Source organism: Maribacter sp. LLG6340-A2 (assembly GCF_045057105.1).
GTDB lineage: Bacteria > Bacteroidota > Bacteroidia > Flavobacteriales > Flavobacteriaceae > Maribacter.
In genome coordinates this window covers 3,053,098-3,075,265 of the sequence record NZ_CP159332.1, presented here as the reverse complement: position 1 = coordinate 3,075,265, position 22,168 = coordinate 3,053,098, and the positions used below count along the sequence as shown (strand labels likewise).

Sequence of the window (22,168 nt, the reverse complement as noted above, 5' to 3'; positions counted from 1 at the left end):
TAAACCATCTTTATACTTACAAATACGCATTCAATAACAATAATTTAACAGATTTACCTTGTTGCAAAACCAACACTATAATATCTTTAGAAGACTAGAAACCAGATTATTGAATCTTACAACAAACAACCATGATCGCAGTCATCAAATTTTTAATTCTATTGATTTTAAGTATTGTAACGACATTCGGTTTTTGGTAGCCCTACCAAATATTGAAATACAAAAGAGAGCGTTAAAAAAGCCACTCTAATTTTATGTATTTTTGATAAAATGCGTAAAGTTGAAAAAAGCCCTATTTAAATTTTTGGCAAAGTTGAATAAAGCACTTTTGCCATCCTATACCAGTAAGCGATTAGACCTTTCAAAGGCCAGTAAAATTCAATTGGCAATAATTGGTTGGCGTTATTATGTAACCACCAATGCGCTAGACTAGTATGTAAATAAGGATTTAACCGGGTAATCGCTGATTTTTTCCTTACCATTTAAGAAAGCAAGCTCAATTAAAAAATTACATTGTACAATTTCCCCTCCAAGTTTCTCAACTAATTTACAGGCAGCGTTAGCAGTGCCACCAGTGGCAAGTACGTCATCATGAACTAAGACACGGTCACCTTTTTTAATGGCATCCAAATGAATTTCCAATGTATCTGTACCATATTCAAGATCATAGGTCTCTCCTATGGTTTCTGCAGGTAATTTACCCGGTTTACGAATTGGAACAAAACCAGCATTAAGTTTATTGGCAAGCAATGGTCCAAATATAAATCCCCTACTTTCCATACCAACCACCTTATCAATTTCATAACCCTCTAATAAATGCACTAGAGCATCAGTTGTATGTTTTAGAGCAATGGGGTCCTGTAACAACAAGGTTATATCCTTAAAAACTACTCCTTCCTTTGGAAAATTGTGAATATCTCTGATTAAGCTTCTTAAATCCATTTAATAACCTGTTCTTAATTTTGTGGTAAATGTAAAAAGAAATATATTTGCACCCCGTTAAGGGAAATAAAAAATGGCCTCGTGGCGCAACTGAATAGCGCATCTGATTACGGCTCAGAAGGTTACAGGTTTGAATCCTGTCGAGGTCACTACCAAATAAAAAGCAAGCTATAGTTTATAGCTTGCTTTTTTTATTACGTTTCTCATGAAAAGATGTTTTCTACCACCTCTTTTACATCAAATTTTACTTATCCAAGGCTTTTAATTCTTCCTCTGTAAACTCCATACCTGTTGAGGACTTCACCTCTCTTAGTTCACCTATTCTTTTTTGACGTAAACTCTTTGGGTGATCGGAGAAGGCATTGGAAACATAAGATATGATATCTGCAATATCCTTATCAGTAATAGATTCATTTCGTATAAGGCCCGGCATTGCCAAATTCAAATTATATTCCACACCCTTAACGTGCACGGGTCCTTCAAGGCCATGTAATATTATTAAGGCCAAACGTTCTACGTTCTCCACATGCTCAGAACCCATTAGTGGGGGTGCAAGTCCGTCTATACCTTGGCCATTGGCACCATGGCATGATGCACAAATTTGATAGAACATTTTTGCGCCACTGGTCCTGTTATCCTCATTGATGGTCTTTCTTGTAAAGATCGCGTTCTTCTTTTGGTTTCGTTTATTCTCTAAACTCTTTTCCAGTTTTTTCATGAATACCGATTCTTTTATTGAGTCCATATCCTTTGTTTTGGCATAAATTAGCGAGTCTACATTAGACAGGCCACTGATCAAAGACTCAGTAACCGTTTCATTATCTTTTCTTTTTTTCAGAATATCCAAAAATATAGGTGCAAATTTATCCTCGTCCAATGCAAGCCATAAACCTAAAATATGGCTCAAATAAATATCCAATGTCATATTTTCTTCAGAGGCAATTTTATTAAAAATAGCTGCAGCACTATCAGCTTGCTCCTCTGCAACAAATTTCTTGGATAGCACCAAGGCATGGGCTACCACTTCTGGATGCGCACTCTCCATAACCTTAAGCAACAAATCAAATGTTAGGGCGCTCCATCCTTCCAAAACATATAACGCATGCAATTGGCCTAATTTATCCGTTGAATTTAGCGCAATATCTTTGACCCCATTGGCTACTTGGGTAAGTTCCTTAAAGATTAAATAATGTTGTGCCCGGTCTCTTATATAGCCATTTTCATGAGATAAAAGTGATACCAATTCAGTACCGTTCAGAGCATTGAAATCAGATATTTTTGTGGTAGGAGCGTTATCATGTTTAATTTTAAAGATACGCCCAAAATCTACTATGGTATCTATACGTGTAGTTTTTGTCTTTTCTTTAAGGTACGGACTTAAATAGGCATGATGCCCTATCATACCCCTGTGCATATCTACTACATACATACTACCATCCGGGCCATTTTTAATGCTTACCGGTCGAAATCCTTCATCCGTAGAGGTTAAAAATTCTTTGTTTTCCCAAGCGTGTTTTGCGATTACGGAATCACCTGTAAAATTAAGTAAAGTACGCTTAATTAGATTTCCTTCCGGAATACAGACAAATACATTTTCATCAAAGGAACTAGGAAAGGCCCCACCTCTATAAACCAATGGACTACAGGCGGCAGTAGCATTAACCAGAACACTATCGGCATTTAACACACCATTTGCATAACCTCTGTTAACGGATGTGGCATGACTGGGATAAACGCGCTGGTCATTGGTCAACAGCTTGTCTACACTAGCCCTGGGAGTAAAATATGAATTATTGATCAAGGTATTTGGCAGCACATAATCTCCCAGTAAAATTCTTGAATTATCATTATAATACAATCTTCCAAAATTATCATGGCTCATACCCCACTGCCCCCTAAAAGTTGTGGGCTCCTTTTGCCATACTCCCTTATGTCTTCGATATCTAAAATTGGATTTTGCATTATAGATCCAATTATCAATATTCAATTCCAAAGCGTTTGGTTGATGTTCAGGATTACCCTCTACCGCATAGATAGAATCTACCAAAACCTTGTTCACCGGTTTATCGTTTTCAATCTCGACAAACCATAAATTTGGTGGAACAGCATATAGTAAACCTCCATAAACATGGGCCAATGCCCTTGGCATTACAATACTATCCATAAATATCTTGGTGTGATCGGCAACACCATCCTCATCTAAATCCTCTAGAATACGAATACTACCAATTGGCTCATCCTCTCTGGACCCTTGCATATCACTCATATAACCGGGCATTTGTGCTACCCAAATTCTACCTTTAGCATCAAAATCTATTGCAACAGGTGCTTTAAGTAAGGGTTCTGCAGCTACCACTTTAAGGTTAAAGCCATCTTCTATGTTATAATCATCCAAGGAAACTTCGGTTTCAGAAAAGCTATTTTTACACGAAAATATTGCCAAACAAAATACGATCAGGGGGAAAACAAATATGCGCATGCAATAAAATATGATTAAGTTAAATGAATAATAGGTTTATTAATCAATAAGTTCAAATGCCCTTGGCAGCCATAAGGAAATAGAAGGAAAATAAGTAATCAGCATCAAAACGATTACCATGGCTATCAATAAAGGAATTAAAGGTTTAATGACTTTGGCTACCGGTACTTTTGCCACACCACTACCTACAAATAGTAAGGTGCCTACTGGAGGCGTACATACCCCTATACAAAGATTTAATACTATAACCATACCAAATTGTACAGGATGCATACCTAAAGCCATGGCAACAGGTAAAAAAATGGGTGTAAAAATGAGCACCGCAGGTGTCATATCCATAAATGTTCCTACAATTAATAATATGAGGTTGATAAGTAAGAATACAGCAATAGGATTACTGACGGAATCTACCAATAAGCTCGTTAACATTTGTGGTATACCTTCAAAAGAGAATAACCAGGACATGGCCATGGAAGTCGCTATTAAAAACATAACAATAGCCGTTGTCCTTGCACTTTTCAATAAAATGGATTTAAAATCGCCAACTTTTAATTCTTTGTTCCAAAAGCCTAGCAATGCAGCATAAACTACGGCGATGGCCGCAGCCTCCGTAGCTGTAAAAATACCGGCAACGATACCCCCAACCACAATGAACAACAACGTAAGACTTAGAAAGGCATTTTTAAAATCCGTAAACAACTTTTTAAAACCAACCCGATCAGCTTTGGGCAATCCTTTACGTTTAGCATAGATGTATACCATTAGCATTATGGCCAACCCCACCAAAATACCAGGAATGTAACCCGCAATAAACAATGCGGCAACCGAAGCTGTACCGCCACTTGCAAGTGCAAAGATTATAAGTACATTACTAGGAGGAATCAATAACCCTGTTGTGGAAGAACTAATATTAACCGCCGCACTGAACTCTCTAGGATACCCCTCACTTTCCATTTTATCTGTCAAGGTGCTTCCTATTGCAGATGCCGCAGCAATTGCAGAACCAGAAATGGCACCGAAAAGCATGGCTGAAATAATATTGACATACGCCAGACCACCCGGCAAACTACCAATCAAAGACTTTGCAAAATCAATAAGCCTTTTGGCCACGCCACCTCTATTCATAAGCTCACCCGCCAAAATAAAAAATGGAATGGCAAGTAGGGCAAAATTATCAATGCCCGTAGTCATACGTTGGCTTGCCGTGGTTACCGATGGCAAAAATGAGATATTGATCAATAATACCAGCATAGTAGATATACCAATGGAATATGCTACCGGAACACCGTAGGCCAGCAATCCTGCAAAGCTTATAAACAATACCAATACACTAATAAGTTCAATACTCATCTATAAAAAATTTTGCTTTTTAATATTGTAGATAGAAAAGAAAATAATGATCAAGCCGCAAAGTGGCACAATTGCATAAACATACCCCAGTGGTATATGTAACGCGGATGATGTTTGACCAAGGCTTAAGGTGGTATATACCAAGTTACCCCCACCTATCACCATAATGATAAGCGCAAAAACCGCCATACAGATCTGTATGACCTTTTGCCGTTTCTTTCTTTTTTCCCCGGTTAATTTAGACAGTAGAAAATCCATGGATAAATGTCCTTCTTTTTGTCCGTTGATATATGCAGCACCCAATACCGTTAACCATATTAAAGAAAAACGTGCAAATTCCTCTGTAAAGGAGCTAGATTGTCCAACTACATAACGTGAAACCACCTGCCAGACAACATCAATGACCAAGAGACCAAATATGGTTACCAAGAGGTATTCAATACATGAATTTAGAATATTATATACTTTTTGCATTATTGGGCCAGAATTTTCTCAATTACTGTTTTCATTTTTTCATCTTTCATCATCCTCTCCATTACACCTGAAGCTTTTGTTGAAAATTTTGATTTATCAGGGTATAGAAATTCCACATTAGCTTCTTTTAATACCTCCATGTTTTCCGCAACGGTCTCTTGCCAATACTGTTTTTGTTTTTCAACACTTTCATTGGCCGCATCTTGAAGCCATTGTTGTTCTTGTTCATTGAGGGTATTCCAAAACTTAGTGCCAATTACCACAACATCAGGCACCATGGTATGCTCATCAAAGGTGTAATATTTACAAACCTCATAATGGTTAGAGGTTACAAAAGAAGGTATATTGTTCTCTGCCCCATCCACTACATTTTGTTGTAGGGCGGTATATAGTTCACCGTAGGCCATTGGTGTTGCCGACCCTCCTAAGGTATTGACCATATTTACCGACATCTCGTCGTTCATAGTCCTGATTTTCATGCCATCTAGATCACTTGGGGTTTTTACCGATTTCTTTTTTGCATAAAAACTCCTGGCACCAGCATCATAAAAACAAAGCCCTCTTAATAGGTAGGCAGAACTACTTTCCAGCAAATCTTTGCCAACCTCCCCTTCCAATACGTTAAACAGGTGCTCCCTATCCCTGAACAGATACGGTATACTGGTTACTTGGTATGCCGGTGCAAAATTGGACATGGATGCCGCACTAACCTTGGTCATGGCAATACTTCCTATTTGCAACAATTCCAAAACTTCACGCTCCGTACCCAATTGGCCATCGGGGAATATTTTTACTTCCAGTTTTCCGTTAGATTTTTTTTCCAAGGATGCTTTCATAGCAAGAATTCCTTTGTGTACCGGGTGTGTTGTAGGCAAAGAGTGTGCAAAGAAGAGCGTTTTCTTATCAGAATCCATAACGCAGGAATTAAAAACGAACAAACTGCAAATAAGTGCCAGAGCACAAAGTTTGCCGCGTGATAACCTCATATATTTATTCTTCTCTAAAATCATGTAACACATTATATTTTAAGGCCTAAACGCACCCCTTTTTCCAAACCAGATAATTGAGCCAAGCCCATGGCCCTACCAATTAATGAATAGCCAGAATAAAATTCATTCTGTCTTTTTTTATCGTCTAATAATACATGTCCATGATCTGGCCTCATAGGAATTCTTACCACGCCATTACCTGTATTTTCCCTTTTTTGTTGTTGTTCAACAATGGCCTTCATAACCTTATCTATCTCAACGGAACCTCCTAAATGTTCCGCCTCATAAAAACTACCATCATTTGATCTTGCAACGTTCCTTAGATGAATGAAGTGAATCTTGTCCCCAAAATCTTCTATAATTTTCACCAAATCATTGTCTGCAGAAGCTCCTAAAGAACCCGAACAAAAGGTTAATCCGTTACTTGGTGATGGGCAACAGTCCAGCAAAAATTTTATTTCCTCATAATTAGAAACAATTCTTGGTACGCCAAAAACAGAAAAAGGTGGATCATCTGGATGTACTGCCATACGAACGCCAATTTTCTCTGCTTCTGGAATTATGGCATTTAAAAAGTAGGACAGATTTTCCTGCAGTTTTGTCTTACTAATTTTTAATACGGTAGCATGGTTGGCTTTGAACTCTTCTAATGCGATCAGTTTTCTAGAGCCCGGCATACCAGCCAATATAGATTCCTCCAATTTCTTTTTACCTTCAGCGGAAAGTGCATCAAAATAAGCTTTTGCTTCTTTAAAAACTTCTTCTGGGTATGATTCTTTTGCTTGTTCGCGTTTTAAGATGAAGAGGTCAAACGCAGCAGCTGAAATTGGACTATAGCGCAAGGCAGAAGCACCAGTAGGCAAAATATAGTCCAGATCAGTACGGGTCCAATCTATTAATTGCATAAAGTTATAGCAAACATCATATATACCGTTTTCAGCAAGGTTTTTTAATGTTTGGATATAATTGGCAATATACTGATCCCTTTCTGGCAATCCGTATTTTATGGCGGTATGTATATTTACACTTTCAACTACCGTCCATTCCATATTATGGGCCTCTATTTCGTTTTTAAGGGCTGCAATGGTAGCTACGGGCCAAACATCACCCACAGGCACGTTTTGACAAGCCGCTACTATTCCTTCTACCCCTAATTGACGAATGTCTGCCAGATCTACACCAAATTCAGGTCCAAACCAGCGAAAAGTTTTTTTTAAATATTCCATAAGCTATACGAACAAATACTTTTGTATATTATATAATTCAGTTTTATTGGTTTTAAATAGGTAAAAAGCGTACTAAATGTAATGGATTACACACCAGAAAAAGAACTAAATCCACCATCGACATCAAATATACTACCAGTAACAAAGCTAGAAGCGTCGCTTAACAAATAGTGTACCATACCGTTAAGTTCAGAGGCATCACCAAAACGCCCCATGGGAGTATTCTTGATTATACTGTTACCTCGTTCCGTATACGAACCATCTTCGTTGGTTAAAAGCCTTCTATTCTGATTACCTATAAAGAATCCGGGCGCTACTGCGTTTACCCTAATTTTATCCCCATGTTTTGAAGCTAGCTCATTTGCCATCCATTTGGTAAAGATATCTATAGCGCCCTTGGCCATTGAATATCCTAAAACCCTAGAGATACTTTGCTTGGCAGCCATTGAGGATATATTTACAATAGACCCATATCCTTGCTCTACCATGATTTCGCTAAGTATAACTGTAGGAATTACGGTACCGAACAAATTAATATCCACCACCTTACGGGTATCACCCATGGCAATATCCCTAATAGTCTGTTCCGGTTTTAAAGTTGCCCCGGGAATGTTGCCCCCTGCAAGATTTACGAGTCCGTCTAATTGCTTAAATTCTTTTTTAATGACTTCCTTTAAATTAAGGAGCTCATTTTCATCCATAACATCTACCTTAAAAATAAAGGTACTGTTGGGAACAATTGAATTTAACTCGGTTTGTTTGGCCTGTAATTTTTCCGTTGACCTTCCTAATAATAGTACTTGAGCCCCGTTCCTTACCAAATATTCGGCAATTGATCCACCTAAGGTGCCCGTACCTCCAGATAGAGCGTAATTTTTGTTTTCTAAAGACAGTAACTGGTTCATTTAATTTTCTTTTGCTTTTTTATATGCGGCTATAGTGGTATAATATTTGGTCAACATATTGGGAACCTCCCACGAAGGCAGTTTGCCAGATTCTAAATACTTTAAATAATTTGATGTAACCTGTGCAAAGTGGGCTTCATGACCGATCTTAAATTTGTCAGGAATACCTATTTTCCATTTACCATCCTCTATTTTTTCCACGGTTGTACCTGGAAATTCTTCCGCTATTTCATTTTGTACCGCCAATTTAAGGGTTTTCTCAAAATCATTGCCCAATTTAGATTCTACATAAAGAACGGGCTTGTAATTTTCCTCTTCGCCCTGTTTAATGATCAGGTTAGATTTTGTTCCGCGCATGATACTATAATGCGTATCACCGGTACCTTCTGGAGCCCTGTAATTCCAAATTACGGAAACCTTTGCGAACTTTCCTTTAATCTTATAGGTCATTTCCCCGTTGCAATACACATTTAAGCCATCTTCCTTGATATCTTTTTCAAGATAATCTGGATAGGATTCCATACCTGTAACATCTTGGAATTCTTTTAAGGAGAGAACAGTTGGCCACCTACGTGCTTTTACCATTTCTATTTGTGATGAATCTATTATTTGGCCTGGAAAAGCTTCCCACTGTACTAAATCTACCAAGTGAGTGGTAACATCTACGATACCTTCACCCTCTTCATTTACATCAAAAAACCAAGACGGCCTTACCAATGGTTTTCCGGACACATATTTATAGAAGTGATGAACGCTTTCCTTGCTTATGGCCGGTTCTTCAGCAGTACCGTTAACCAAGTCGCCAAATACACTAGGTAACGTTGAAAATTTCTTTTGCATCATGGTGGTAGACTCAAAACGCTCTGTCATGATATCATAGATCAGCACCCCTTTTTCTTCAGCAATTTTAAATGCCTCTTTAAGCTTGTTAAAACCATCTGAATTAATGACCAAAGGTTTATCCGCATACACATTTAAACCCGCTTTTACGGCGGCTAGGATATAATCTATTTTTTTGGAGTTTTTACCCGCAACGACCATAACATTACCAGGCTTTTCCGTCACCATCCTATTTAAATAATCATCCTCTAAATAGGTATTTACCTTCCATGCGGTAGGATGCTCATCCCTAGAATTGTACTGCTCAATCTTATTTAAAAAATCATCTACCTCTGGTCCTTTTGGTGCAAATACATGAATGGTAGAATCAACTAATGGATACATGGTCTTTTGTACGAGTGCAGCGTGAAAATGCCCTGGGTCCAAGGTCATTAACTTAACCGTTTGGGTTTCCTCCTTTACAGCTTCCTTTTGCTTTGTCTCCTGCGCACAGGAAAGGCAAAGAAAAATTGCTGGTGCTACGATCATTTTTAATTTAAATGTTGTTTTCATTCTCTACATTTTACTAAAAAATATGACCACTAACGGTGGTCATATTCATATCATATTTAAGAAGCTTGATCTTTAATGCATTGGCATTAAAAATAACACCTTCATCATTCTTAAACGAAGGAGCTTGCATATTTTTTAAACTTTTACATAATTGGTACCATATGGTTTACGCTGAACCCTCTCTAACATGGCGTTAGCTTCAGGATCATTAATAAACCATTCATTTTCAGGATCCCAGTTCAATTTACGGGAAAACTGCATAGCAATATCACTAATTAAACAAACAGTACATGCTTTATGCCCTTTATCTATGGGTGATATAGGTGCTTTACGTGATTTAATACATTCTAACCAATTACCGTGTTGGTCATCAATTTTTTCTAAGTGAATTTCATTTTCACCGATAACCGATTCCAATATTTTTGGATCCGATGCATTTAACGCCCTTGAACTTTTCTCTTTATCTACAGGATCGGTAGCAGAAGCCGTATAACTACCCCTAGAAACAAAGATCCACCCGTCATCACCAATATACTTAATACCGTTGGTATATCCTCCACTGGTATAAACCGTAATTCCGTTATCATACTCATGCTTAACAAAGAAATCTCCGTGAACGTTCCATAAGCCAGATTTAGGAAATTCTGCCAAGGCCTCTACGGAGGTAGGTCCGGACAATTCTGTATTCATACCCCATGCGGCAGAGTCATAATGATGTTGGCCCCAACCTGTAATCATACCCGCGCCATAATTACGATGTCTTAACCAGCCTGGCCTACTATAACCATCTTGTGGATGCACCCCAATCTCTGTATAAGGTACTTCTGGGGTAGACCCCAACCACATATCATAATTAAGGTTACTAGGAATAGGCATTTCAGGAGCCTCTGGACCAGCTGGGTCTCCGGGCAATCCTATCTTTACGGTATGTATCTTTCCAATTCTACCATTTCTCACCAATTCTGCAGCAACTCTAAATTGCGGCATTGCACGCTGTTGGGTACCAACTTGTAAGATTACATTATTATCTAACACCGCTTTTCGTAACTGCTGTCCTTCCTTGACCGTTAAAGATGTAGGTTTTTGAAGATAAATATCCTTACCGGCAATAGCCGCCTCCATGGCCGGTTGTGAATGCCAATGATCTGGAGTACTGATCACAACGGCATCAATATCCTTATTCATGAGCATTTCTCGATAATCACCGTACATTTTGGTATCCATATACTTGTCCTTCCCGGTTTTTCCCTTGTAATAACCATCTACCAAAACCTTGGCATCGTTCATACGTTTACTATCCAAATCGCACACGGCCACGTACCTGGCATTATCAAATCTAATGGTATCCCGAATATCATGGTCACGGGCTATACGACCACATCCTATTTGCCCAATGTTTATTTTATTACTTGGTGCATTTTTTCCAAAAACCGTTGAAGGTACAATCGTTGGAAACGCAACAGCAGCTGCAGTACCCATTGATGATTTTTTGATAAAATTTCTTCTTTGCATCTATTTATATTTTAATTTGCGATTGGTTGTACTTGATTTGGTTGAGCAAAAGATTGCCAATAGGCTTCTGCTTCTTCCTTAGATAATGTTCCTTCGAAAACAATCATCCTATATTTTAATTCGTATGTTTTATTGGGCTCAATTTGCCATTCTTCATGGCGTATCGGGCAGAATTCAAAAAACATATCTCCCCTACCTCCATTACCGTCTATGGGCCAAACACGCATAGGTTCTGGATGCATTCTATTGTTGGGATTACTTAAAAACAAAATACCATTGGTTCCTTTACCATCACTGGACGCTCCACTTACAATGGCCCATTTTGCGTTGGTACCATCCGCTGTTAAGCGATCCTCACCTTCTGAGGTTAATACTTGACAGTTATCCTTATGCCATCTTTCCGTAAAACGCATACCTAAGCCACCACCATATCTATATGCTTCAAACAGAATTCCATCTTCTAAAGGTGTGGTAAAAGTAGACGTATAATCCAGCATATAACGATCCTCCCTACCAAGGTCCCACAGTTTTACTTGAAGATTCTCATTTAATGCCACTTGCGGTTGCGGATGGGTCTTATAATCCAAATGCTCCTGAACTGCATTAAACCCTGCAGAGACAGCGCCGTTGGTAGTACTTTGAAACTCCTTAAAAAGAACGGTTCCTTGACCATCACCCAGGTTCCAAAAATCTACCCTCGTAGTATCTATACGGGTATGTGTCCATGGTCCCCAGATTCCATAATGATGCCAATGATCAGGCGGATTAATTCTAGTTAAAGTATCTCCTTTTGGAGTAATAATTGGATGAATAAATCCTGATTTTTTAAAAATGGAATCAACACCTTTAGGAGGATAATGCATTCCATAACGATACCCCACCAATGAAGACTTGTCTCTTTTAAGTACTAAATCCCCATCTTTTTTAACTGCTGAATATGTTTTGGAAACTGTAGAAGGAGCAGATTGTATTTTTATAGTGTAATCACCCGTTCTATCCGTATTATGTATAAACCATAATTTCTTTGCAACCGGATCAACATCAAAAGGAACAATTTCATCCCCATTGAACAACGCAATGGTTTCACTATCTAACTCCCCTAAATCTATGGACAAAGGTCCATTGGTTAATAAACCGCTACCCTCCTGTATTTTATATTGATATTTTTTTTGATCCTCATTACAAGATATTAGAACTATAAAAGCTACTATTAATAATATATTTTTCATAAATACAGGTTTGGGCAACGGTAGTTTAAACTAACTCAACTCACAACTTTGTTAGAACTATTAAGGTTTTCACCTTAATAGTTCTTGTTCATTTATTTACAACTTCAAGATAATCAATAGCTTCTATTAAAAGTACCTCAACTACTAAATTCTGAAGTTTTGTTATATTTTATCTTAATTATATCCAGGATTTTGAACCAATTCTGCGCCACGGTTACCTTCAATCTCATCCGCCGGAATTGGCCAAAGGTTAAAATGAGGCTGCATACCGTTTTCTACATAAAACGGATTATGATCCATTACACGCTCATAGATTGTATTGGTTCTCATAAGCGTAAGTCTACGCTTTTCTTCCAAACCTAACTCACGAACACGCTCATCTAAAATATAATCCAAGGTTACATCACTAGCTTCAACTAAAGAAGCATTTGCCCTACTACGCACCATATTAATGTCATCTGCCGCCAATTGGGGCTGACTGTTTGCCAAATACGCTTCTGCCCTTAGAAGATACGTTTCTGCCAATCTTAACATATATTGATCTGTATAGGTACCTCCTGCAGAAGATGTCAAGGCATACGGTACGTCACTATTTCTTAATAAGCCATCTGGGTGATTATAAGGTGTGGTCACTTTAGTTGGGAATGCATAGAATTCCCTGATACGCGGCTGTGTTTCCGTAGACCACACGGTATCCCTTCCAATTTCTTCGGCCAATAAAGCCAAGGCGGATGAATTATCTTTATTGAATACCCTTACAAAGTTATGGTTGGCGTTTCTAATATCATTCACAAAATCTGGATTGCTAGCATCACCGCCCCAAACCGTATTCGTATAATATTCCGTAGTAATACCCCAGCCAATTCCACGACCTCCGGTGTAATCACCAACGGGCCAAGAATTAAACGGTGCAAATCTTAACAAAGGACCAAAGTGTCTTTCAAAAGCATATGACCCTCCTCGACTACCTGATTGCAAGCCCCCACCTTGAACATCCAATTCAAACTGTATAACCCATAATGCTTCTGTATTTCCAATAGACCTATTTTGGTTGCCCCTTCTGAACAAATCCCAAAACACATCACCAGGTTCCTCACCTGAACGTGTACCAAAACGATCCGTCATTAAAGCGGTATTACTATCATTGATAACAGCGGATAAAGATGTGATTGCCTCTGTGTTATTTCCTAAAGTAAGCTGTGCTTCCCCTAAATAATGCATAGCAACCAAATTATTGATTTTACCATCCTCAGCTTCTCCAATACTTGGTAAATTGGCCGCAGCAAAACTCAAGTCTTCAATAACTTGGTTTAACACCTCTTCCCTCGTGTTTCTAACAAAATCAATCTTTGGCTCAATAATAGCATCCGTTACGATGGGTACGCCTCCATATAAAGTTACCAATACATTATAGGCAAACCCTCTGAAAAAATGCGCTTGAGAAAGAATTTCTATTTTTTCTTCATCAGTCATTTCAGATAACGGGGCAAGTTCTATAACAGTATTTGCCTCTGCTATGTTTTTATACAACAAATTCCAATGAGTCGTTGCAATGGAACCAGCGGGATCATACGCTTGTACCATATTACCATGTCTTTGAGTGCCTCCCGGCTCTCCGTCAAATACTAAATCCGTACCATACAGAAAATCAAAAGGTCTGTTCTCATCCCTATTATAAAACTGTCTTCTAACCAAGAAGTACATGTTATTTATGGATGAATTAAAATCCGTATAGGTTTCAAACGCATTTGCCGAACTTAGAAAATCCTCTGGTGTTTCTTGTAAAAAATCCTCGTCGCAAGACCAAAAAAACGAGATTATTGCTAAAAATATAATTGATTTTTTCATGTCTTTTTTTTTAAAATGATAAATTAATACCCATTGAATATCCTTTTAGTACCGGTCTTCCTCCTGTTGTTAGACCAACACCGTATATATTTTCATCCGATTTTTGATATTCCGGATCAAAACCGTTCCAATCTGTCCAAGTAGCCAAATTTTTACCACTTAGGAAAATACTCAATTCAGATAAGGACAATTTTTCCAGAATTTTACGATCAAAACTATATTTTAAATTAACATCCTGTAATCGTATAAAACTTCTATTCTCATATCGCGTACCAGCGATACCCGGTCTATTTGGAGACATAGCATTTAGACCATCTGGATTTTCTGGAGACCAGTAGTCTATACCAGACACCACATTCTGATACAAGGTATTTGCATTTCTATACAGTGCATTATCATTACGTGATATGTAGTTGCCATCATTACCCTGTATGGAATTTAAAAAGAAACTGAAAGAAAGGTTCTTATATTTAAAGGTATTTAAAAGAGATATTGCATAAGAAGGATCCTTTGTACCAATGATTTTACGATCATCTGCCTGGGTAATAATACCATCCCCATTTTGATCCACAATTCTATAATTTCCAATTCTATATCCATCTGGTATATCGTCACCTATTTGATAGATACCATCTACTTCATAATCATAAATAGCATTTATAGATTCCCCTATAAACAATTCACTTTGAATTAAATCATCTTCTACACCGTCACCATCAGCATCTTCGCCGGTAAGCTCCAAAATCTCATTTTTATTGGTAGAGTAATTTGCAGTAGCCGTCCAACTAAAATTATCATTCCTGACAATATCTCCGGTTAACGTTACCTCTAAACCAGTATTCTGAATCTTTCCGACATTGGTCTGTATATTACTGAAACCGGTGAGATAAGGTATTCTGACAGAAAACAATAAATCATCCGTAATGTTCTTATAGGCATCTATACTACCGTTTAATCTATTCTCAAACAAGTTAAAATCTACCCCTACATTAAGACCTGCTGTTTTTTCCCATCGTAAATTTGGGTTCGCCAAGGACGATAGTTCTTGACCAAATGCAGGCTCTCCTCCGTCTCCAAAAACATAAGCAGCACGAGTCGCCAGTCTGGCCAATGAACTATATTTACTAGTTTGATTACCAGCGACACCATAGCTTGTTCTTAATTTTAGGTTATCTATCCAATTTACATCTTCCAAGAATGATTCATTTGACGCTATCCATCCAAATGCACCAGAAGGAAAGAAAGCCGTTTTTTCATTAGCGGCAAAACCAGAGAAACCATCTCTTCTTATCGTTCCTGTTAAAATATATCGATTATCATATTTATAATTCACCCTAAACATTTGATAATTTAAAGCTTCCGTAAATGCACCAGAACTTACGGATTGAACACCTCCTATGGACAACTTATTATACCCTAAAGACAATCTATCGAAATCTACAGAATATGCATTTGTAAATTCTTCTTTCCTTTCTATAGCCCCATAAAGAAGTGTAGCTCCAATTTCATGATTACCAAATGTCCTATTATAATTTAAAAGATTATCCAGAGTATAATCTCTATAAAATAAGATATTCTTACCGGCATCACCTCTTAAACCAGCTCCATAAATACTGGAACCATATCTTTTTTCTATCCTATAATTGTTACCAAAATTAATACGGTATGACAGGCCTTTTACGAACGGTAAGTCTATTTCTGAATATAAATTAGCAAAAAAGTAGTCTTTACGCTCATAATCCTGTGTATTTTGACCTTGATAAGGATTAGGTTCAATGGTTCCTGCAGGATTAGGAATTAATTCACCATTCTCTCTATAAGGTACTAACAAGGGTGAAAAGTTTCTTAGCTGTGACAAAAATGGCTCATCGCCATCTTGTTTAACAAATGAACCAAATGTCTGTATTCCAACTTTCCAAGAGTCAGATATGTTTGTATCCAGATTAACACGTAGGCTCCTTCTAGAAAAATTATCATTTATTATAATACCCTCTTGCTCAGTTAAACCTGCAGAAATGAGATAGCTTGTGGTTTCTGAAGCTCCTGTAACGCTAATTTCATTCTGCTGAACGAAACCTGTTTGTGTACCATTGCCCCACCAGTCATAATCATTATCACTGAACTCTCCCGGGTTGGTATCCGACTGCAATTCAAAATTCGCGTTTATTTCTAATCCGTCTGCAAAATAACCAGGATAGTCAGGATTTGGCGTTGTATAATCCGGACCAAGAAAACGTAAATCATAAAGTTGCATATTAATATGATCAATATATTCTGCTCTTTTTAATGGCCGGTTGTCAACAGAAGATTTCAAGGTTGCATAAGAAGAAGTAACCGATATTTTAGGTTTTTGATTTCTCCTACCTCCTTTTGAAGTAATTAAAATAACACCATTGGCAGCTTGCGCACCATAAACAGCTGTAGAGCTTACATCTTTTAATACATCTATGGACTCAATATCACTAGGATTAATAGAGGAAAGGCTTCCATTGTATTGGACACCATCTAAAATTATTAGTACACTTTGACTACCACTTATAGAAACACGACCACGAATGGAAATTTCCGGAGTTGCTCCAGAGGCATTTACCTGACCAATATTAAGGCCGGCCACCGTACCTTGCAAACTTTGCGCAATATTGGTGTTGGGCGAATCCTTAAAAGCTTCAATGTTAGCACTTGCAACCGCACCCGTTACATCTGATTTTTTTTGGCTACCGTATCCTACGACAATAACTTCTTCCAAATTAGCAACATCTTCTTGCAAAGTAACATTTATGGTTGCGTTACCTGCAACAGGAATTGTTTGCGATTTGAAACCGATCAACGAAAAGATAATTTCCGAGGTATTGACGTCTGCCACTTCAATGGAGTAGTTGCCATCAAAATCAGAAACCGCACCATTGCTCGTTCCTTTTTCTAAAATATTAGCGTACGGTATAGGAATATTGTTCGCATCCGTAATTGTACCGGTCACTACGGTACCGTTTTGGGCAAAGGCCGTAAACGAAATAAACAATAACACCAAGGTCATTGTTAAACCCGCCCTTTCCCGAATTTTGAGTTTGATAATTTTTTTCATGAATCTTTAATTAGGTTGATTATAATTACTCATTTTAAAGTGTAAGTATCACATTTAAAGACAAATCTATATAATACTATTCTATTATGCAACCGATTGCATTAATTTTTTGTTAACAAAGCATACTTATCCTCATTTTTACCCTATAATTATCTTATAAACGATAATTATAGAAGTATTTTTTTATTAAAAAACTAAATGTTACGCAATATTTAATAAAAGTTGCGTAACTTTGTTGCGTTAAAAGCCACCAAATGCCTAAAAAGATTACTATTTACGACTTGGCAAAAATGCTAAGTGTTTCACCGGCAACTGTAAGTAGGAGTTTAAATAACCACCATTCCATTAGCGACGCTACCAAGAAGCGTATTTTAGATAAAGCGAATGAAGTGGGTTACAGAACCAATAAATTTGCAGCAAATCTCAGCAATCAAAAATCCAATACTATTGGTGTCATTGTACCAAGATTGAACTCATATTTTATGTCTACGGTACTTGCAGGTATAGAAGAGGTTGCAAATGAAGTAGGCTATAATTTAATCATTAGCCAATCATTAGAGTCTGAAGAAAAAGAAAAGATAAATGCCAAAACCCTGCTAGATAGTGGTGTAGACGCCTTACTTGTTTCCTTGGCCCACGACTCCAAAGACTACCAACATTTTAAAAACTTTACCGATCGTAAAATACCTTTACTATTTTTTGATAGGGTCATTGACCTTCCCCATTGTCCAACTATACTAATAGACAATAGTTCCGCAGGCTATGAAGCGGGCAAACACCTTATAGAACAAGGGTGCACCAACATAATACATATTAGCGGAAATCTTAAAAGAACATTATATCAAGACAGGTTTAAAGGTTTTAAAAACGCTTTATTGGAACACAATTTGGAAATTAACGAGCATACATTAATAGAAACCGATCTAGACCCTAAAAATATACACGCAGTTATCGATTTCATTAAAAATTCACCTAAAAAAATTGACGGCATTTTTGTAGCAAGTGACAATTACGCAGCCAATTGCATTAAGGAATTAAAAAAAGTTGGTATTCGTGTACCTGAGGATATAAAAGTGGTAGGATTTAACAATGACCCTGTGTCTGAAATAATTAGTCCTAACCTAACCACAATAAGTTATCCGGGGCATAAAATGGGAGTTCTTGCAGGAGAAAGTATTATTGCCCATTTAAAAGGCTCTATCAATTTACAATCAACCAACACTATTCTATTACGACATCAACTTATAACAAGAGAATCTACACACAATTAAATTAAAATAATGACAACATCACGTATTATAACCACCCTATATTTTTTATTTATTTGCTATTCTTTTTCATCTGCACAAAGTTTAAAACCTTTAAAAATTACGGATGATTGGTTGGCACAATTAGAAAAGAACATACCCACACCCACCGTTAACACCAATAAGACGAGAAAAATACTTGTTTTTTCAAAAGCTACCGGTTTTGACCATTGGACCATTCCGCATAATATTGAACTGTTTAAGCTCTTTGGTAAGAAAACCCAGGCTTTTGAAGTTCATATAGGTTTTGATATTGAAAATTTTGAGAAAAAAAACTTAAAAAAATACGACGCCGTTGTCTTGAACAACTCTAACCCAACCGGTCCCAAGCGAGATTTGTTTTATGACTTACTAAAAAATTATAGTTCACTTTCTGAAGATACCATTATAAAAAAGGCCAAAATCTACGAACAGAATGTATTGGATTATGTTAAAAAAGGTGGGGGACTCATGATATTACATGGGGCCATAGTGGTCCAGAACAACTCCAAGGCCTTTAGTGACATGACCGGTGGCAGTTTTGATTATCACCCAAAACAACAACAAATACAAATTAAGGAAGTAGACAGCAAACACCCTTTGGTAAAAGCTTTTAAAGGAAATGGACTTAAACATATAGATGAACCCTATTTTTTCAAAAACTCATATTTCAATTATAATTTTAGACCGTTATTATATTTTGAAGTGGATAAGATTGAAGATATTAGGCATGAACCGGCTAACAATATAAATTATGTGGCCTGGATCAAACGGCACGGAAAAGGAAGGGTGTTTTATTCTTCCCCATCTCACAATGCCCAAAGTTTGCAAAACCCAGAGCTATTACAATTCTTGATGGATGGTCTACAATATACCACCGGTGATTTTAAAGTAGACGATAGTCCCATGTAAATTTCAAATTAATTCCTACCTAGATTACCATACAACTAGATTCATTACTTACTAAGAAACCAACTAATTAAACAACTATGAGCAATTTTTTAAACAGTAATTTTTTACTAGAAAATAAATTTTCTCAAGAACTATATCATGATTTTGCCAGAAAAATGCCCATTATAGATTACCATAATCATTTACCGCCCGCATTAATCGCAAATAACAGTCAATTTAACAACCTAACCAATGTTTGGATAGATGGTGACCATTACAAATGGCGGGCAATGCGAACTCTTGGCGTTAAGGAAGAATATATTACCGGTAACGCCGCTGATAAGGAAAAGTTTCTAAAATGGGCACAGACGGTACCTTATACCATGAGAAATCCGCTTTATCATTGGACCCATTTGGAACTTCAGCGGTACTTTGGAATCAATGAATTGCTTACACCAAAAAGTGCATCTGACATTTATGAACGTGCCAATGAACAATTGAAAGGAGCGGCATTCAGCACCCAAGGACTTCTCAACACTATGAACGTGGAATTTCTATGTACAACGGAAGATCCTACAGATAATTTGGAACATCATAGGCGTATTGCCAATAGTACATTTAAAACCAAGGTCAGTACTGCTTTTAGACCAGATAATGCTATTCATATAGATGCTGCGAATTTTAATGAGTATATAGAGCAACTTGGCAATGTTTCCGGTATTTCAATTAACTCGTTAGACACTTTACAAGAGGCTCTATCCAGTAGAATACAATACTTTCATGAAAATGGATGTAGAATAGCCGATCATGGTTTGTCACATATGTACGCATCGGAATTCACAACAAACGGAGTGAATTCGGTTTTTAAAAAGAAAATGGATGGAAAATTAATCTCTGAAGATGAAATACATCAATTTAAAAGCGCTGTATTAATGTTTCTCTCCAAAACCTATCATAAACTAGGCTGGGTACAACAATTTCATTTAGGAGCCTTACGCGACAACAATACCCGCATGCTTAACCAACTAGGGCCAAATACGGGATGGGACTCCATAGGCGATTGGCTACAAGCAGAAAGCCTATCTAAATATTTAAATCAGCTAGATGGGCAAGACCAATTGTGTAAAACCATTATCTATAATCTTAACCCTAGGGATAATGAGGTATTTGCAAGTATGATCGGTAATTTTAATGATGGTTCTCTTAGAGGTAAAGTTCAATTTGGTTCTGGATGGTGGTTTTTAGACCAAAAGGACGGAATGACAAAGCAAATGAATGCATTATCCAACATAGGCCTTATTAGTTGTTTTATAGGTATGTTGACAGACTCCAGAAGCTTTCTTTCATTTCCACGTCATGAATATTTTAGAAGAATCCTTTGTAATTTATTTGGTACAGAAATAGAAAATGGCGAGCTCCCCAATGATATGGAATGGATCGGTAAAATGATACAGGATATTTCCTATAATAATGCAAAAAACTATTTTGAGCTATAACTTTAGACGTATTATTTAGTTAGTTATTACCACTTGGAACAATCAAATACTTGTACAAAGAAAATTAATGGTCTAATGATACCTGATCTTTAAAATTCAATGAATTTTCTTTAGTTGTAAACAACACAAAAAAATGATAGCTGTGTAAACATTTAGATATAGCTTTGTTTTGAACTACAATTGTATTGCACTAAAAACAAGGTTTGAGGAAAGCACTATTTTACATGATCATTAGTACGTTTTCATTTAGCTTAATGAATTCGTTCGTAAAGTATCTAAGTGATTTTCCAACATTTGAAATTGTTTTCTTTAGATCTGTTGGATCTTTGGTGTTGGGAACATCCTATATTCTTCTTATGGGAATTCCAATCTTAGGAAATAAGCGAAAGCTAATGACAATGAGGGCAATTGCCGGACTCACCGCCATGAGTCTCTTTTTTATGTCATTACAGTACCTACCTGCCGGTACCGCAGTCTCATTACGTTATTTAGCGCCAATTTATGCTGCCATTATTGCTGTGTTTCTTTTAAAGGAAAAATTACGAACCATACAATGGTTTTTATTTATTCTAGCCTTTACCGGTGTTTTGGTTATAAAAGGTTTTGATAAGGAATTAAATACTACCGGTTTGCTTTTGGTACTATCAGCATCGGTCTTCAGTGGTTTAGTATATGTATTGATACGCAAAATAGGTAATAGTGATCACCCAATGGTCATTGTAAATTACTTCATGTTCATTGCTACGGTCATTGGAGGTCTTTTATCTATAAATGATTGGATTTTACCAACAGGATTAAATTGGATACGCTTAATAAGCTTAGGTTTATTTGGGTTCTTTGGACAGATTTTCATGACCAAGGCCTTCCAAATTGCAAAAACCAATTTAGTAGCCCCATTAAAATATATTGAAGTAATTTTTACCATTATCATTGGCGTTACCTGGTTTGGTGATATATATACCATATGGAGTTGTATAGGTATCCTTATGATTATATCCGCATTGGTAGCTAATGTAGTTGTTGGAAGAGGAAAATAATTTAAAAAACTACCGATAATTGATTATCGG

General features: G+C 37.0%; 17 protein-coding genes and 1 tRNA gene. 6 read left to right on the top strand and 12 right to left on the bottom strand.

Annotated elements, in window-relative coordinates:
• The first annotated feature begins 280 nt into the window (after nt 1–280).
• Complete coding sequence (locus ABVM52_RS12890) at nt 281–433, top strand: SsrA-binding protein (RefSeq protein ID WP_405381121.1); 153 nt, start codon at nt 281–283, stop codon at nt 431–433.
• On the opposite strand, the gene ABVM52_RS12885 is transcribed toward ABVM52_RS12890, so the two are convergent.
• Nucleotides 430–942 carry an adenine phosphoribosyltransferase gene (locus tag ABVM52_RS12885; RefSeq protein ID WP_405381119.1) on the bottom strand — a complete coding sequence of 171 codons (513 nt, stop codon included), beginning with the start codon at nt 940–942 and terminating at the stop codon, nt 430–432. The genes ABVM52_RS12890 and ABVM52_RS12885 overlap by 4 nt on opposite strands.
• A 75-nt stretch (nt 943–1,017) precedes the next feature.
• Between ABVM52_RS12885 and ABVM52_RS12880 the strand changes: the two genes are divergently transcribed.
• Nucleotides 1,018–1,091: transfer RNA gene (locus ABVM52_RS12880), tRNA-Arg, on the top strand.
• A gap of 95 nt (nt 1,092–1,186) precedes the next feature.
• Here ABVM52_RS12880 and ABVM52_RS12875 read toward each other — a convergent pair.
• The 11 genes from ABVM52_RS12875 to ABVM52_RS12825 form a co-directional block, all read right to left on the bottom strand.
• Nucleotides 1,187–3,421, bottom strand: coding sequence for a c-type cytochrome (locus tag ABVM52_RS12875; protein WP_405381117.1), 2,235 nt, complete (start codon nt 3,419–3,421; stop codon nt 1,187–1,189).
• Nucleotides 3,422–3,460: 39 nt separating this feature from the next.
• Nucleotides 3,461–4,771: a TRAP transporter large permease gene (locus tag ABVM52_RS12870; RefSeq protein WP_405381115.1), complete on the bottom strand. Its 1,311-nt coding sequence runs from the start codon at nt 4,769–4,771 to the stop codon at nt 3,461–3,463.
• The gene (locus ABVM52_RS12865; protein WP_405381113.1) at nt 4,772–5,245 is read right to left on the bottom strand and encodes a TRAP transporter small permease; all 474 of its coding nucleotides are present in this window, start codon (nt 5,243–5,245) and stop codon (nt 4,772–4,774) included.
• A complete protein-coding gene (locus tag ABVM52_RS12860; RefSeq protein ID WP_405381111.1) occupies nt 5,245–6,159 on the bottom strand; it encodes a TRAP transporter substrate-binding protein in 915 nt (304 codons plus the stop codon). The genes ABVM52_RS12865 and ABVM52_RS12860 overlap by 1 nt, the downstream gene beginning before the upstream one ends.
• Nucleotides 6,160–6,263: 104 nt before the next feature.
• Nucleotides 6,264–7,460, bottom strand: coding sequence for a mannonate dehydratase (uxuA, locus tag ABVM52_RS12855; protein WP_405381109.1), 1,197 nt, complete (start codon nt 7,458–7,460; stop codon nt 6,264–6,266).
• Between the two features lie 86 nt (nt 7,461–7,546).
• Nucleotides 7,547–8,365 (bottom strand): SDR family oxidoreductase, encoded by an 819-nt coding sequence (locus ABVM52_RS12850; RefSeq protein ID WP_405381107.1) that lies wholly within the window; start codon nt 8,363–8,365, stop codon nt 7,547–7,549.
• Nucleotides 8,366–9,757, bottom strand: a complete 1,392-nt coding sequence (locus ABVM52_RS12845; protein ID WP_405381105.1) for a putative oxidoreductase C-terminal domain-containing protein — start codon at nt 9,755–9,757, stop codon at nt 8,366–8,368.
• Nucleotides 9,758–9,892: 135 nt separating this feature from the next.
• A complete protein-coding gene (locus ABVM52_RS12840) occupies nt 9,893–11,269 on the bottom strand; it encodes a Gfo/Idh/MocA family oxidoreductase (protein WP_405381103.1) in 1,377 nt (458 codons plus the stop codon).
• Between the two features lie 11 nt (nt 11,270–11,280).
• A complete protein-coding gene (locus ABVM52_RS12835; protein WP_405381101.1) occupies nt 11,281–12,498 on the bottom strand; it encodes a PmoA family protein in 1,218 nt (405 codons plus the stop codon).
• Nucleotides 12,499–12,672: 174 nt separating this feature from the next.
• Entirely contained in the window at nt 12,673–14,346 is a 1,674-nt protein-coding gene (locus ABVM52_RS12830) for a RagB/SusD family nutrient uptake outer membrane protein (protein WP_405381099.1), read from the bottom strand.
• Between the two features lie 10 nt (nt 14,347–14,356).
• Nucleotides 14,357–17,428 carry a SusC/RagA family TonB-linked outer membrane protein gene (locus ABVM52_RS12825; RefSeq protein ID WP_405381097.1) on the bottom strand — a complete coding sequence of 1,024 codons (3,072 nt, stop codon included), beginning with the start codon at nt 17,426–17,428 and terminating at the stop codon, nt 14,357–14,359.
• 254 nt (nt 17,429–17,682) lie between these two features.
• On the opposite strand from ABVM52_RS12825, the gene ABVM52_RS12820 reads away from it, so the two are divergent.
• From ABVM52_RS12820 to ABVM52_RS12805, 4 genes are all read left to right on the top strand, one after another.
• A complete protein-coding gene (locus ABVM52_RS12820) occupies nt 17,683–18,699 on the top strand; it encodes a LacI family DNA-binding transcriptional regulator (protein ID WP_405381095.1) in 1,017 nt (338 codons plus the stop codon).
• A 9-nt stretch (nt 18,700–18,708) separates the two neighbouring features.
• Nucleotides 18,709–19,626, top strand: coding sequence for a ThuA domain-containing protein (locus ABVM52_RS12815; RefSeq protein ID WP_405381093.1), 918 nt, complete (start codon nt 18,709–18,711; stop codon nt 19,624–19,626).
• Nucleotides 19,627–19,703: 77 nt separating this feature from the next.
• On the top strand, nt 19,704–21,101 hold the full coding sequence (gene uxaC, locus ABVM52_RS12810; protein WP_405381091.1) for a glucuronate isomerase: 1,398 nt from the start codon (nt 19,704–19,706) through the stop codon (nt 21,099–21,101).
• 203 nt (nt 21,102–21,304) lie between these two features.
• A complete protein-coding gene (locus ABVM52_RS12805; protein WP_405381088.1) occupies nt 21,305–22,138 on the top strand; it encodes a DMT family transporter in 834 nt (277 codons plus the stop codon).
• Nucleotides 22,139–22,168 lie beyond the last annotated feature (30 nt).

Coding starts and splice junctions, on each gene's coding strand:
- ABVM52_RS12885 (WP_405381119.1), bottom strand. CDS start 942: ATGGATTTAAGAAGCTTAATCAGAGATATTCACAATTTTCCAAAGGAA.
- ABVM52_RS12875 (WP_405381117.1), bottom strand. CDS start 3,421: ATGCGCATATTTGTTTTCCCCCTGATCGTATTTTGTTTGGCAATATTT.
- ABVM52_RS12870 (WP_405381115.1), bottom strand. CDS start 4,771: ATGAGTATTGAACTTATTAGTGTATTGGTATTGTTTATAAGCTTTGCA.
- ABVM52_RS12865 (WP_405381113.1), bottom strand. CDS start 5,245: ATGCAAAAAGTATATAATATTCTAAATTCATGTATTGAATACCTCTTG.
- ABVM52_RS12860 (WP_405381111.1), bottom strand. CDS start 6,159: ATGGATTCTGATAAGAAAACGCTCTTCTTTGCACACTCTTTGCCTACA.
- uxuA (WP_405381109.1), bottom strand. CDS start 7,460: ATGGAATATTTAAAAAAAACTTTTCGCTGGTTTGGACCTGAATTTGGT.
- ABVM52_RS12850 (WP_405381107.1), bottom strand. CDS start 8,365: ATGAACCAGTTACTGTCTTTAGAAAACAAAAATTACGCTCTATCTGGA.
- ABVM52_RS12845 (WP_405381105.1), bottom strand. CDS start 9,757: ATGAAAACAACATTTAAATTAAAAATGATCGTAGCACCAGCAATTTTT.
- ABVM52_RS12840 (WP_405381103.1), bottom strand. CDS start 11,269: ATGCAAAGAAGAAATTTTATCAAAAAATCATCAATGGGTACTGCAGCT.
- ABVM52_RS12835 (WP_405381101.1), bottom strand. CDS start 12,498: ATGAAAAATATATTATTAATAGTAGCTTTTATAGTTCTAATATCTTGT.
- ABVM52_RS12830 (WP_405381099.1), bottom strand. CDS start 14,346: ATGAAAAAATCAATTATATTTTTAGCAATAATCTCGTTTTTTTGGTCT.
- ABVM52_RS12825 (WP_405381097.1), bottom strand. CDS start 17,428: ATGAAAAAAATTATCAAACTCAAAATTCGGGAAAGGGCGGGTTTAACA.
- ABVM52_RS12820 (WP_405381095.1), top strand. CDS start 17,683: ATGCCTAAAAAGATTACTATTTACGACTTGGCAAAAATGCTAAGTGTT.
- ABVM52_RS12815 (WP_405381093.1), top strand. CDS start 18,709: ATGACAACATCACGTATTATAACCACCCTATATTTTTTATTTATTTGC.
- uxaC (WP_405381091.1), top strand. CDS start 19,704: ATGAGCAATTTTTTAAACAGTAATTTTTTACTAGAAAATAAATTTTCT.